Source organism: Mesorhizobium sp. M1B.F.Ca.ET.045.04.1.1, from assembly GCF_003952465.1.
Taxonomy (GTDB): Bacteria; Pseudomonadota; Alphaproteobacteria; order Rhizobiales; family Rhizobiaceae; genus Mesorhizobium; species Mesorhizobium shonense.
This window is the reverse complement of the sequence record NZ_CP034448.1, coordinates 6,297,301-6,310,468: the sequence shown is the minus strand read 5'-3', so window position 1 is coordinate 6,310,468 and position 13,168 is coordinate 6,297,301. Positions and strand designations below refer to the sequence as shown.

The window sequence follows — 13,168 nt, the reverse complement described above, 5'->3', positions numbered from 1 at the left end:
ATTTGGAAAAGATATGCTTTTTGAGTTGAATACGAAGTCGAATAACACAGTGGGTCGAACGAGATTTTTGGCGGAAAATATTCGGAAGAGGGAGGACGGGGGGAACGGCTGGCCAGCGGCTTCTCAAGACCAAGCTGAAGCTGCAGAACCTGAGCTATGCCGATCTGGCTGATAGCTGGCCGCAATCGGGGCCGAGGAGAAGGACATCAGCAACAAGCTTTCACGCGGCCGCCGTATTCTTCGTCCAGCGCCTCAAGGCGATAGAGCCATAAAGAGGGTTCGACATATTTTGCGAGAAAATCGCGCCTGCGCCACTTCCACGCCGCGACGCTGAAGAAGAGGTCGCACACCACTAGCAGCCTTCCGATCCGGTTCTGCCTCAGGCTTAGGGGCTGGCGGGTAGGCAACCGCCGCAAAGGCGCTGGCCACTTACGCGCCTACGCCAGGCGAAAAAACGTCGTGGCTGCCGTTTTGTTTCAGCAGCTGGTTTAGGGGGCCGGCGGGGCAGTTGGTCGCGGTGACCGCGTGTGTGATGCCATCGGACGATTCCCCCGATTGTCGCATGGTCGAAGAAGGCAGGAGCAGAAAAACGCCCGCCCCATCGGCGGGCCTTGTCGCGAACGCCGGATCGATCGTGCTGATCGGCTTGGCTGTTTTTTCCATCTGACCTTCGAAATCCAGGAGCTTGCGAACCGCAAGATAGGTCTGGCCGTCGAACTGGTTGGGCTGCAGGGCCTCAATCGGGAAATGTCGGGGGCCGGCTTTGGTCTTAAGTTTCCCCGGCGGCAGTGGTTGTCCCACTCATACCGTTTGGGTCCTGTCCGCAGACCGGGCGCCTGACTGCTTGTCTATTTCTGTGGGGATATCTGTGGGGTAGCGAAGTACGGTGTTGCTAACCCATTGTTTTTCTGGTCGGAGTGGCAGGATTTGAACCTGCGACCCCATCGTCCCGAACGATGTGCGCTACCAGACTGCGCTACACTCCGTGACCAGACCGCGGGCTTATAGCCGCCACTTTCCGATCCTGCAAGCGCCAATGGCTGCACTTGTGTCGCATTTTTTCGGCTTTAGCCAGGGCGCCTCGGAAGGCGCCGGATCGAGCTCGAGCCGCAACCCTCAGTGGGAGGTCCGGCCGAGGGTGCTCCAATCGAATTCGCTCGCCCAGTCGGCAAAGCTGTGCCAGCGTACCTCCGGGAATTCCCTGTGCAAGGCGGCTATGTCGACATCGTAGCCGACACGGTCGAACCACTCGAACATGAGCGCCGCATCCTCGCTCTGCTGGCGGGCCACGGCGATCGGGATTTCCTGATAGCTGATCGGGCGGCCGATGGCCTTCGACAGGATTTTCGCTTGCTCTTCGCCGGTCAATTCGTCGCCGGCGAAATCGAGGCGCTTGCCGAACACGCGCTCGCGCCGCTCGACGAGCGCGGCGACGAAAGCGCCGATGTCCGAAAGCGCAATCAACTGAAGCACGCGCTTCGGGGGCATCGCGAAGGCCTGCGTGCCTTGGCTGAGCGCGCCGATCGACCAGGGCGCGACGATATTCTCCATGAAGGCGACCGGGGCGCTGATCGTGTAGGGGATGCCAAGCCGCTCGATATGTTGCTCGACGCGATATTTGCTGTCGAAATGCGGGATGCCGGTCCTCTTGTCGGCATCGGCAACCGACGAATAGATGAGGTGCCCGACGCCGGCAGCCTTCGCCGCATCGGCCGCAATGATTCCCTGGCGCGTTTCCTCCTCGAAGCCGGCTTCGTAGCTGTTGCCCATCAGGAACATGGTGTCGATACCGCTTGAGGCCTTCGCGATTGCGGCCGCGTCGGAGAGATCGCCGGCCACGACCTCGGCGCCCGTCGATGCCAATTGCCGCGCGCCATCACTGTCGGGCCGACGCGTCAGCGCCTTGACCCGATGCCCCTTCGAAAGCAGTGCGCGCACGACGGCACCGCCTTGCTGGCCGGTGGCGCCCGTCACCAGAACGTTCAACTTGCTGGTCATTGCTTCTGCTCCTTTGGTTTGGTGGAGCAAAGTTAGGGACTCCTCGATTGATGCATAATGATCTATAATTGGAAAACTTTGTCCCAATTTGAGATATAATGCTTGATCTTAACGACATCGCTGTGTTCGCACGCGTCGCGGAAGCCGGCAGTTTCACTGCCGCAGCGCGGCTCCTCGCCATGCCCAAGACAACTGTCAGCCGCCGCATTGCCGCGCTCGAGCGCGAGGTCGGGGTTCGCCTGCTGCAGCGAACGACACGCAGCCTCAGCCTGACGGACGCCGGCCGTCAATATTACGAGCAAAGCAGCCTGGCTCTGCGCGCGCTTGAAGAAGCAAATTCGCGCCTCTCGGAAGCACGCGCGGAACCCTCGGGCACGATCCGCATTTCAGCGCCCGTTGGCTTCGGGGCCTACTTCCTCAATGGGGCCGTTGTCGATTTTCTGGCGATGTACCCGAAAACCAAGGTCGAGCTTCGGCTGACCGATGACTGGCTCAATCTGGTCGAGGACGGAATCGATCTCGCCTTCCGCACCGGGGTGCTTCAGGATTCGACACTGATCGCCCGCAAGCTCGGCTCAACCCACAGGCTGTTCTGCGCCAGCCCGGAGTATATAGCGCGCCGAGGAGCGCCGGAGCGGCCGGCCGATCTCGCCGGGCACGATTGCGTCATCGCAGGCTCGTCGGCTGCCGGCATCAACTGGGTGCTTGATGGTCCAAACGGCCATGAAACGGTCACGGTTGCCGGGCGTTTTGCCGCCAATGAAATGCAGTCTGTCGTTGCGGCCACGCTCGCTGGATTCGGCATCGCCCAATTGCCTCACGGCATGGCCGAGGCGTTCATCGATGAGGGGCGGCTGCGACGCGTTCTTCAGGGCTACACGACGCCTGCCGGCGGCCTCCATGTCCTCTATCCGAGCAGCCGGCATCTTTCGCCCCTGGTCAAGGCCTTCATCGATTTGGCGGCAGGGCAGATTTCGAACCGGGCAAACACCGCTTAAGGCATGTGTGTTACCCAATTGAGTTCCAACCCTTGAGCGAGGCCCGAATGAGCCAGCGCATCGTCAGTTTCGTCATGAGCGGCGGCGTCGGCTCGCGGCTCTGGCCGCTATCGCGCGAGGACAATCCCAAACAGTTCCACGATTTTTCCGGCGACGGCTCGATGCTGGCCAAGACGTTGCGCCGGCTGGCATCCAGGTCGGAAGGTGAGACGCCGATCTTCCTGATCGCTTCCGAGCGCCATGCCGAACGCGTTCATGCCGATTTTGCCGGCCTCGATCTCGCTGGCGGCGGTCCGCTGTTCGAGCCGACCGGGCGCAACACCGCCGCCGCGGTCGCGCTGGCCAGCCTGCGCACGCTCTCCGAATATGGCGACGAGCTGGTGCTCGTGGTGCCCTCCGATCACGAGATCTCAACCGCGCGCCAGTTCTGGCAGAGCATCGAGGCGGGCGCTGCCGCGGCCAGCGCCGGACGCCTGGTGGTGTTTGGCATCAAGCCGACGCAGCCCGAGACGGGCTATGGCTATATCGAGGTCGCGGCCGAGCGGGACGGTGTGTTCGACGTCTCGCGCTTTGTCGAGAAGCCCGATCCCGCCACTGCGCAGACCTATTTCGACGCCGGCAGTTTCTACTGGAACACCGGCATCTTCCTGTTTCGCGCCGGCGCCATGCGCGACGCCTTCGCCGCCTTCGAGCCGAAGATCTGGCAAGCGACGGAAGCCGCCTATCACGCGGCGACCAGCGATCTCTCCGGCCTCTATATGCCGCTGGAGCTCTATTCGGCCATCCCCTCGACCTCGATCGACTACGCCATCATGGAGCGCGCCAACGACATCGCCATGGTGCCGGCCGGCTTCCGCTGGAACGATCTCGGCTCTTGGCAATCGCTGCTCGATGTCGGCCCCTCCGACAGGCAGGGCAACGTCATCCTCGGCGATGTCGTCGCCATCGATTGCGAGAACTCTTATATCCGCGGTGACGGCCGTCTGCTTTCGGCGATCGGCATGAAGGATGTGGCGATCGTCTCCACCGCCGACGCCACTTTCGTCGCGCCGGTCAGCCACAGCCAGCACGTCAAGAAGATCGTCGAGCAGCTGGAGAAATCCGGCCGCCTGGAGACCAGGTTCACGCCGGCGCCTGACCGGGTGATCGAGAGCGGCGCCTGGCGGCGGCGGGTGCATCATTGGCTGCTCGACGAGACGCTGCCGCTGTGGTCGACATCAGGCGTTGACGAGCATTATGGCGGCTTTCACGAGGCGCTGGGCTTCGACGCCTCACCGCTGATGAAACCCAAGCGCATGCGCACGCAGGCCCGCCAGGTCTATGCCTTCGCGGTCGCCAAGGAGCGTGGCTGGACCGGCCCGGCCGACCGGCTGATCGCGCACGGCATCGACTTCATGGCCGGCAAGGGCCGAACGGAAAGGGGCGGCTGGGTGCGCACGCTCAATGTCGATGGCTCCGTCGCCGATCCTGTGGAGGACGCCTACGATCATTCCTGCGTGCTGCTGGCGCTGGCGCACGCCCATATATCCGGCCATCCCGATGCTTTGCGGCTAGGGGAGGAGACCTTTGCGTTCCTCGATGCCCATCTCGAGGACAGCCGCATGACCGGCTTCCTCGAAACGTCCGACGGCGCGGGCGAGCGGCGCTCCAACCCGCACATGCATCTGCTCGAGGCGTTCCTCGCCTGGCATCAGGCGACCGGCGAGCGCGCCTATCTGCGCCGCGCTTCGCGCATCATCGATCTCTTCCGCAGCCACTTCTTCGACGCCGACAGCTGGACGCTGGGCGAATATTTCGACGATAGCTGGAAGTCGGTGGCGGGCGACAAGGGCACGTGGACCGAGCCCGGCCATCATTTCGAATGGGCCTCGCTGCTTGTCGATTTCGCCGCTCGCAGCGGCCAGACCGAGCTCACCGCCTTCGCTCGCAAGCTCTATGCCTCGGCGGTCGCCAACGGCCTCAATCGCGCCACCGGCCTTTCCTACGGCGCCGTCTCGCGCCAGGGCCTGCCGCTCGACACGGTCTCGCGCAGCTGGCCGCAGGCGGAAGCGGTGAAGGCCGCGATCGCGCTCGACGGCTCGGGCGGGCCGGACCTCAAGCCCGAGATCGAGGCGCGCGTCGGCCGTCTGTTCCGCTGGCACGTCGATCCGGCGCCGCTCGGCCTCTGGATCGATCGCATCGACGAGCGCGGCCGCTCACTGGCGACCGACGTGCCCGCCAGCATCTTCTATCATCTGGTCTGCGCCCTGATGCAGTATCTGGATGGGACGGCGGGGGAGGGGTGAAGGGGTGGAAGCTGCTGATCTCCCCCCTTGCGGGGGAGATGCCCGGTAGGGCAGAGGGGGGTGCTGTCCCGCAGGCCTATCAACTGTTGACGGTCACCATGCAGGTCAGATGAATGATTCACGCCAACGTTGGCGATCCTTCACACCCCCCTCTGTCCTGCCGGACATCTCCCCCGCAAGGGGGGAGATTGGCCGTCACTGTGGCTTTCGCCAATCATCGACCTTAGTAAGGCGCCGCCACGTCCCCCATTTCGACATAGACCGCCTTCAGTTGCGAGTAGTGCGCCAGCGCCGCTAGCGAATTCTCGCGGCCGATGCCGGACTGCTTGACGCCGCCGAAGGGCATTTCCACCGGCGTCAGATTGTAGGCGTTGACCCAGCAGGTGCCGGCCTGCAGCTCGGCGATGATCCGATGCGCGCGCGGCAGGTCGCGGGTGAACACGCCTGCGGCCAGGCCGAATTCTGTATCGTTGGCGCGCTCGATCACCTCGTCCTCGCTGTCGAATTTCAAGACGCTCATCACCGGCCCAAAGATTTCCTCGCGTGCGATGCGCATACCGTCGGTCACGCCGGTGAACACCGTCGGCTCGATGAAGAAGCCGCCCTCGAAGCCTTGCAGCGAGGGCACGTTGCCGCCGCTGGCGAGCGTCGCCCCTTCCTGCTTGCCGGCCGCGATATAGGAAACGACCTTGTCCTGCTGCGCCTTGCTGACCAGCGGCCCCATCTGCGTTTCCGGATCGAGCGGATCGCCGATGCGGATTTTCTTCGTCCGCTCGACCAACCGGTCGACGAAGCGGTCATGCAGGCCTTTTTGAACGAAAACGCGCGTGCCGTTGGAGCAGATCTGGCCGGTCGAGTAGAAATTGCCGAGCATGGCGCCGCCGATGGCGTTTTCGAGATCGGCGTCGTCGAACACGATCAGCGGCGACTTGCCGCCGAGCTCCATCGTCGCGTGCTTCATCTTCGAGCCGGCGAGCGACAGCACCTTGCGGCCGGTCGGCACCGAGCCGGTGACCGAGACCTTGGCCACGACATCGTGGCCGACAAGGCCGGCGCCGACGTCGCCGTAACCCTGCACGACGTTGAACAGCCCGTCGGGCAGGCCCGCCTCGCTGTAGATCTCCGCCAGCGCCAGCGCCGAAAGCGGCGTGTTCTCCGAAGGCTTGAACACCATGGCGTTGCCCATGGCTAAAGCCGGCGCCGATTTCCAGCCGGCGATCTGGATCGGATAGTTCCAGGCGCCGATGCCGACGCACACACCAAGCGGCTCGCGCCTTGTGTAGGCAAACGGCCCACCGAGATCGATCATCTCGCCATTGAAGGCTGCCACCGCGCCGGCGAAATATTCCAGGCAATCGGCGGCCGATGGGGCATCCGCCACCAGCGTCTCCTGGATCGCCTTGCCGGTATCGAGCGTCTCGATGCGGGCGAGGTCGGCATTGCGCGCGCGAAGAATATCGGCGGCGCGGCGCAGGATGCGGCCGCGCTCGACTGGCTTCAGCCGTGCCCAGGCCGGCTGCGCCGCGCGAGCGGCTTCGATTGCGAGCTCCAGCACATTCGGCGTCGCCGAATGCAGTGTGGCGATAGTCTCACCGGTCGCAGGATAGATCACCGGCAAGGGCGCGCCGCCTTCGTCCTCGATGTAGCGGCCGTTGACATAATGCGATGCCGTTGGCTGGGCGCGCATGGCGGTTCTCCAGTTCTCTTCGAGGGCGGAGCGATCCGCCCGGATCATGCGCTATCTGTCGGCCACCTGCCAGCGCGGATTGATCCAGGGTTCCTGGTTGGACGGCGCAAGTGGCGTGCGGCCGAGGATATGATCCGACGCCTTCTCGCCGGTCATGATCGAGGGCGCGTTGAGATTGCCGTTGGTCACCCGCGGGAAGATCGAGGAGTCGGCGACGCGCAGGCCCTCGATGCCGATGACCCGGCATTCCGGATCGACGACGCTGGTCAGATCGTCGGCGCGGCCCATCCTGCAGGTGCCGCAGGGATGGTAGGCGCTCTCGGCGTGCTCGCGGATGAAGGCGTCGAGCTCGTCGTCGGTCTGCACGTGGCTGCCCGGCGAAATCTCCTTGCCGCGGAAACCGTCGAAAGCCTGCTGGCCAAAAATCTCGCGCGTCAGCCGGATGCAGTGGCGGAACTCGTTCCAATCGTCCGGATGCGACATGTAGTTGAAGCGGATCACCGGCTTGGCCTTCGGGTCGGGCGAGCGCAGGCTCACCGAGCCGCGCGACTTGGAGCGCATCGGCCCGACATGCGCCTGGAAGCCATGCGACTTCGCCGCCTTTTTGCCGTCATAGCGCACCGCAGCCGGGATGAAGTGGTACTGGATATCGGGATAGTCGACGCCGGCCTGCGAACGCACGAAGGCGGCCGCCTCGAAATGGTTGGTCGCGCCGAGGCCGGTCTTGAAGAACAGCCATTGCGCACCGATCATCGCCTTGGAGAACGGGTTGAGCACCGAATTCAACGTGATCGGCTTGGTCGCTTCCTGCTGGATGTAGAGCTCCAGATGGTCTTGCAGATTGCCGCCCACGCCCGGCCGGTCGGCAATCACCTTTATGCCGTTCTCCTGGAGATGCGCGCCCGGGCCGATGCCGGACAGCATCAGGATCTTCGGCGAATTGATCGACGATGCCGCAACGATCACCTCACGTCGCGCCTTAACGACCTGAATCTGTTTGTTAGCTTCGATTTCGACGCCGATGGCGCGTTGATTCTCGATCACCACACGTCGGGCGAAGCCCTTGACCAGACTCACATTCTTTCGCCTGAGCGCCGGCTTCAGATAGGCGTTGGCCGCCGACCAGCGGCGGCCGCCCAAAATGGTCTGCTCCATCGGGCCGAAGCCTTCCTGCTTCGATCCGTTATAGTCGTCGGTCAGCTCGAAACCGGCCTGGCGGCCGGCCTCCATGAAGGCGCCGTAGAGCGGGTTCTTGCGCGTGCCGCGCTGCACATGCAGCGGGCCGCTCTTGCCCCGCCAGCCGTCCTCGCCGCCGTCGGAATCCTCCATGCGCTTGAAATAGGGAAGCACGTCTGCAAAACCCCAGCCGACGGCGCCCTGTTCAGCCCAATGGTCGAAGTCGCGCGCATGGCCGCGCACATAGACCATGCCGTTGATCGAGGACGAGCCGCCGATCACCTTGCCGCGCGGCGTAGCGAGCACCCGGCCGCCAAGATGCGGCTCGGGCTCGCTGGCAAAACCCCAGTCGTAAAGGCTCATGTTGAGCGGGATCGACAGCGCCGACGGCATCTGGATCAGCGGTCCGATATCCGTGCCGCCGAACTCGATGACGATCACCGAATGCTTGCCGTCTTCCGACAGCCGGTAGGCCATGGCCGAACCGGCCGAGCCGGAGCCGATGATGACGAAATCCGCTTCAAGCATTGTTCATATGCGCCCATCGTTCATATGCGAGATGAAATCGGCGAGCGAGACATTGCCGCCGGTTGCTACCACGAGGACGGTTTTGCCCGCCACATCCACCTTGCCGCCCAGCAGTGCCGCCAGCGACGCCGCGCCGGACGGTTCGAGCACCAGCTTCGTCCGCTCGAAGGCGATCTTCATTGCCCGCCGCACCGCGGCGTCGTCGACGGTGATGCCACGCACACCCGCCGTGCTCACAGCCGCGAAGGGCGCATCGCCGGGCTTGCGCGCCATCAACCCGTCGCAGATCGATTTCGGTCCGATCGGCATGGTTTCGATCGCGCCATGCGCCAGCGACGAGCCCATGCCGTTGAAGCCTTCAGGTTCGACGGCAATGATTTCCGTATTCGGCGACAGATAGTGGAACGCGAGCGCGACGCCGCCGATCAGCCCGCCGCCGCCGACAGAGCAGAACACGAGGTCGGCATGCGTCTTCTTCGCCGCCAACTGGTCGAGCGCTTCCAGCCCTGCACCGGCCTGGCCGGCGACGATCTCGGGGTCGTCGAAGGGATGGAGCAAAGTGAGATGCTCGGTCTCGGCGATCTCGCGCGCCTTGGCGGCGGCCACTTCCTCACGGGCGCGGTCGCCGTGGTCGGTGAGCACGACGCGCGCGCCATAGCCGGCGGTGGCATCGCGCTTGGCGGCCGGCGCATCGATCGGCATGACGATGGTGACTGGAATGCCGAGCGCCTGTCCGGCGGCCGCCAGCCCCTGCGCGAAATTGCCGGAGGAATAAGCGACAACGCCCGTCCTCGCTTCGTCGGGCGACAGCCGCTTCAGCCGCCAATAGGCACCGCGCACCTTGAAGGAGCCCGCCCATTGCAGCGATTCCGGCTTGACGAAGACGCGCGTCGCGCCCGTCTCTTTGGCGAGTGCCGCCGACTCCAGCAGCGGCGTCACCTGCGTGGCCGCAGACGTCACGGCATAGGCCTGTTTCAGATGGTCGAGGGTGGGAACGAGAACGTCTGCCATCATTCGCCTCGCGGATACCTTTTGCTCTCTTCGAGATTGTCGAGGTTCATGTGATTGCGCATGTAGCGCTCCGAGGCCTTCTGCAGCGGCTGGAAATCCCAGGGGTAATAGGCCCCGTTGCGCAAAGCCGGGTAGACGACCCAGCGGCGCGCCTGGCTTTCGCGGACCGAGGCGTCGAAGCCGGCCATGTCCCAGCGGGCCCGGACCTTCTCCATGAACGCGGCAACCAACGTAGCATTCGCCGGATCGCCGGCGAGGTTGTCGCGCTCGAGCGGGTCGGCCTCGAGATCGAACAGTTGCGGCGCATCGAGCTCGCAATGGACGAACTTGTATTTGCCGTCGCGGATCGCGACCAGCGGCGCGTAGGAGCCTTCGGCGGCGTATTCCATCAGCACCGGCGCGGTGCGCGCCTCGCCGTTGAGAAGCGGCAGCAGCGACTGGCCGTCGGTCCACGGCGCGATTGCAGCGATGTCGATGCCGGCGAGGTCGCAGAGCGTCGGCGTCACGTCGAGATTGGAGACCGGCGCCTCGACGAGGCCGGCCGGCACGCCTTCGCCCGCGATCATCAGCGGCACGCGCGCGGAACCCTCGAAGAAGCTCATCTTGAACCACAGGCCACGCTCGCCCAGCATGTCGCCGTGATCCGAGCAGAACAGGATGGTGGTGTCGCCGAGCATGCGGGTGCGCTTGAGAACGTCCAGAAGCTCGCCGAGCTTGTCGTCGACATAGGAAATGTTGGCGAAATAGCCGCGCCGGGAACGGCGCACCTGCTCGGGCGTGATCTCGAAGGCCTGATAGTCGCTGGCGCGATAGAGCCGCTGCGAGTGGGTGTCCTGCTCGTCATGTGGGATAAAGCCCGTCTCCGGGTCGAGCGCCTGGCAGTTCTCATAGAGATCCCAATACTGCTTGCGCGCGACATAGGGGTCGTGCGGGTGGGATAGCGATACCGTAACGCACCAGGGCCGACGGTTGGCATCGTCCTGCTCGCGCGAAAGCTGGTAGAGCTTCTGCGAGGCCAGGAACACCACCTCGTCGTCATATTCCATCTGGTTGGTGGTCTCGGCGACGCCGGCTCCGGTGACCGAGCCCAGATTGTGGTACCACCAGTCGATGCGCTCGCCGGGTTTGCGGTAATCCGGCGTCCAGCCGAAATCGGCGGGATAGATGTCGGTGGTCAGCCGCTCCTCGAAGCCATGCAACTGGTCCGGCCCGACGAAATGCATCTTGCCGGACAGGCAGGTGTAGTAGCCGGCGCCGCGCAGATGATGCGCGAAGGTCGGGATCGACGAGGCGAACTCGGCGGCGTTGTCATAGACCCCGGTGCGCGACGGCAGCTGGCCGCTCATGAAGGAGGCGCGGCCGGGCGCGCAGAGCGGCGAGGCGGTGTAGTTGTTGGCAAAGCGCGCCGAGCGGGCGGCGAGCGCCTTGAGGTGCGGCACGTGCAAGAAATCCGCTGGGCCATCAGGGAAAAGTGTGCCATTGAGCTGATCGACCATGACGATCAGGAAATTGGGTCGTCGAGTCGTCAAGGCAGGTTCCGTCCGTTGAGCTTGGTTTCGAGATAGTCTTCGATGAGTGCGATCGCGCTCTGCGCGTTAGGCACGCCGTCCTTCAGCGCGCGCCGGATGTAGAGCCCGTCGATCAGCGCCGCTGTCGCCTCCGCCACACGGTCAGCCTCGGCCCTCGGCAGGATGCCGGTCAGCCCGCTCATCAGGTTGGAATTGAGCCGCCGCGCATAGACGCGCAACAGGCGCCGCAAGGCGGAAGACTGCTGCGCCTCGACATAGAAGGCGAGCCATGCGGCTATTGTTTCGGGCTGGAACTGCTCGTCGGAGAAACTGACCGCGACCATGGCCGAGACGCGCTGGCGCGGTGTGGCGGCGAGGCGAAGCGCGCGCCTTGTATCGGCGTTGAGCGCGGCAAGGATGTGCCGCATCGTCGCGAACAGCAATTCGTCCTTGGCGCCGAAATAGTGATGCGCGAGCGCCGAGGACACGCCGGCGCGGCCGGCGATCTCCGACATGGTCACGTCCAGCGAACCGCGCTCGCCGATCGCCGAGATCGTCGCGTCGATCAGCGCCTTTCGGCGCAGCGGTTCCATTCCGATTTTCGGCATATGGTAGATCCAGTTCCCGTTGAGATTATTTTTTATTGACGGATCAATCAATAAAAAATCGGCAGGGGATCAACCGATCGTGTTGCTCTGGCCCATGCACTCGACTGGAAAACGGTTCACTGTTGAACAATATTGAGTCCGTGCCGCGGCAGGAACGTGCTAGGCTGCGCGGCAAATGGAGGCTGCCATGACCGCATGCATCGTCGGCTGGGCGCATTCGCGCTTCGGCAAGCTCGAAGGCGAAACGCTGGAGGGCTTGATCACCAAGGTCGCCGTGGACGCGCTCGACCATGCGGGCATCGGCCCGGACGATGTCGACGAGATCGTGCTTGGCCATTTCAACGCCGGCTTCTCGCCGCAGGATTTCACCGCAAGCCTGGTTCTGCAGGCCGATGACCGGCTGCGCTTCAAGCCGGCGACGCGCGTCGAAAATGCCTGCGCCACCGGTTCGGCCGCGGTGAGGCAAGGGATCCGCGCCATCGATTCCAACGCCGCCCGCATCGTGCTGGTAGTCGGCGCAGAGCAGATGACCACGACCCCCGGCCCGGAGATCGGCAAGAACCTGCTCAAGGCCTCCTACCTGCCCGAGGAGGGCGATACGCCGGCCGGTTTCGCCGGCGTCTTCGGCAAGATCGCTCAGGCCTATTTCCAGCGCTATGGCGACCAGTCCGATGCGCTCGCCATGATCGCCGCCAAGAACCACAAAAACGGCGTCGACAATCCTTATGCCCAGATGCGTAAGGATTTCGGCTACGAGTTCTGCCGCCAGGAGAGCGAGAAGAACCCCTTCGTCGCCGGTCCGCTGAAGCGCACTGACTGCTCGCTTGTTTCGGATGGCGCGGCGGCGCTCGTGCTCACTGACACGGCGACGGCGCTGAGGATGCGCCGTGCGGTCACCTTCCGCGCCAACGAGCACGTCCAGGATTTCCTGCCGATGTCGAAGCGCGACATCCTTGCCTTCGAGGGCTGCGAGCGGGCCTGGGAGCAGGCGCTGAAGAAGGCCGGCGTCACGCTCGACGACCTCTCCTTCGTCGAGACGCATGACTGCTTCACCATCGCCGAGCTCATCGAATATGAGGCGATGGGCCTGGCCAAGCCCGGCGAGGGTGCGAAGCTTGCGCTTGATGGCACGACCGCGAAGGACGGCCGCCTGCCGGTCAACCCTTCCGGCGGATTGAAGGCCAAGGGCCATCCGATCGGCGCCACCGGTGTCTCGATGCATGTGCTGACCGCCATGCAGCTGACCGGCGAAGCCGGCGGCATCCAGGTGCCGGGCGCAAAACTCGGCGGCATCTTCAACATGGGCGGCGCCGCCGTCGCGAACTACGTTTCCATCCTCGACCGGATCAGGTAGAAGCGGCCCGCATTA

Annotated in this window: 11 protein-coding genes and 1 tRNA gene; 3 read left to right on the top strand and 9 right to left on the bottom strand. The window is 64.2% G+C overall.

Features of this window, described 5'->3' with window-relative positions; genetic code table 11:
* Nucleotides 1-206: 206 nt before the first annotated feature.
* The 4 genes from EJ071_RS38840 to EJ071_RS31470 form a co-directional block, all read right to left on the bottom strand.
* Nucleotides 207-350, bottom strand: coding sequence for a hypothetical protein (locus tag EJ071_RS38840; protein WP_189521304.1), 144 nt, complete (start codon nt 348-350; stop codon nt 207-209).
* Between the two features lie 79 nt (nt 351-429).
* Nucleotides 430-801 (bottom strand): hypothetical protein, encoded by a 372-nt coding sequence (locus EJ071_RS31480; protein ID WP_126101331.1) that lies wholly within the window; start codon nt 799-801, stop codon nt 430-432.
* 108 nt (nt 802-909) lie between these two features.
* Nucleotides 910-986, bottom strand: a tRNA-Pro gene (locus tag EJ071_RS31475).
* A gap of 130 nt (nt 987-1,116) precedes the next feature.
* Nucleotides 1,117-1,998, bottom strand: a complete 882-nt coding sequence (locus tag EJ071_RS31470) for an NmrA/HSCARG family protein (RefSeq protein ID WP_126101330.1) — start codon at nt 1,996-1,998, stop codon at nt 1,117-1,119.
* 98 nt (nt 1,999-2,096) lie between these two features.
* Here EJ071_RS31470 and EJ071_RS31465 point away from each other — a divergent pair, with 98 nt between their 5' ends.
* On the top strand, nt 2,097-2,996 hold the full coding sequence (locus tag EJ071_RS31465; RefSeq protein ID WP_126101329.1) for a LysR family transcriptional regulator: 900 nt from the start codon (nt 2,097-2,099) through the stop codon (nt 2,994-2,996).
* Between the two features lie 47 nt (nt 2,997-3,043).
* A complete protein-coding gene (locus EJ071_RS31460) occupies nt 3,044-5,281 on the top strand; it encodes an AGE family epimerase/isomerase (RefSeq protein ID WP_126101328.1) in 2,238 nt (745 codons plus the stop codon).
* A gap of 223 nt (nt 5,282-5,504) precedes the next feature.
* Here the strand turns inward: EJ071_RS31460 and betB are convergent, their stop codons facing one another.
* From betB to betI, 5 genes are read right to left on the bottom strand one after another with little or no spacing between them, the layout of a single operon-like run.
* A complete protein-coding gene (betB, locus tag EJ071_RS31455; RefSeq protein ID WP_126101327.1) occupies nt 5,505-6,968 on the bottom strand; it encodes a betaine-aldehyde dehydrogenase in 1,464 nt (487 codons plus the stop codon).
* 51 nt (nt 6,969-7,019) lie between these two features.
* A complete protein-coding gene (betA, locus tag EJ071_RS31450; protein WP_126101326.1) occupies nt 7,020-8,672 on the bottom strand; it encodes a choline dehydrogenase in 1,653 nt (550 codons plus the stop codon).
* A gap of 3 nt (nt 8,673-8,675) precedes the next feature.
* Nucleotides 8,676-9,686: a threonine/serine dehydratase gene (locus EJ071_RS31445; RefSeq protein ID WP_189521303.1), complete on the bottom strand. Its 1,011-nt coding sequence runs from the start codon at nt 9,684-9,686 to the stop codon at nt 8,676-8,678.
* Nucleotides 9,683-11,212, bottom strand: a complete 1,530-nt coding sequence (gene betC, locus EJ071_RS31440; protein WP_126101325.1) for a choline-sulfatase — start codon at nt 11,210-11,212, stop codon at nt 9,683-9,685. The genes EJ071_RS31445 and betC overlap by 4 nt, the downstream gene beginning before the upstream one ends.
* Complete coding sequence (betI, locus tag EJ071_RS31435) at nt 11,209-11,799, bottom strand: transcriptional regulator BetI (RefSeq protein ID WP_126101324.1); 591 nt, start codon at nt 11,797-11,799, stop codon at nt 11,209-11,211. The genes betC and betI overlap by 4 nt, the downstream gene beginning before the upstream one ends.
* 187 nt (nt 11,800-11,986) lie before the next feature.
* Here betI and EJ071_RS31430 point away from each other — a divergent pair, with 187 nt between their 5' ends.
* A complete protein-coding gene (locus EJ071_RS31430; RefSeq protein ID WP_126101323.1) occupies nt 11,987-13,153 on the top strand; it encodes an acetyl-CoA acetyltransferase in 1,167 nt (388 codons plus the stop codon).
* Nucleotides 13,154-13,168 lie beyond the last annotated feature (15 nt).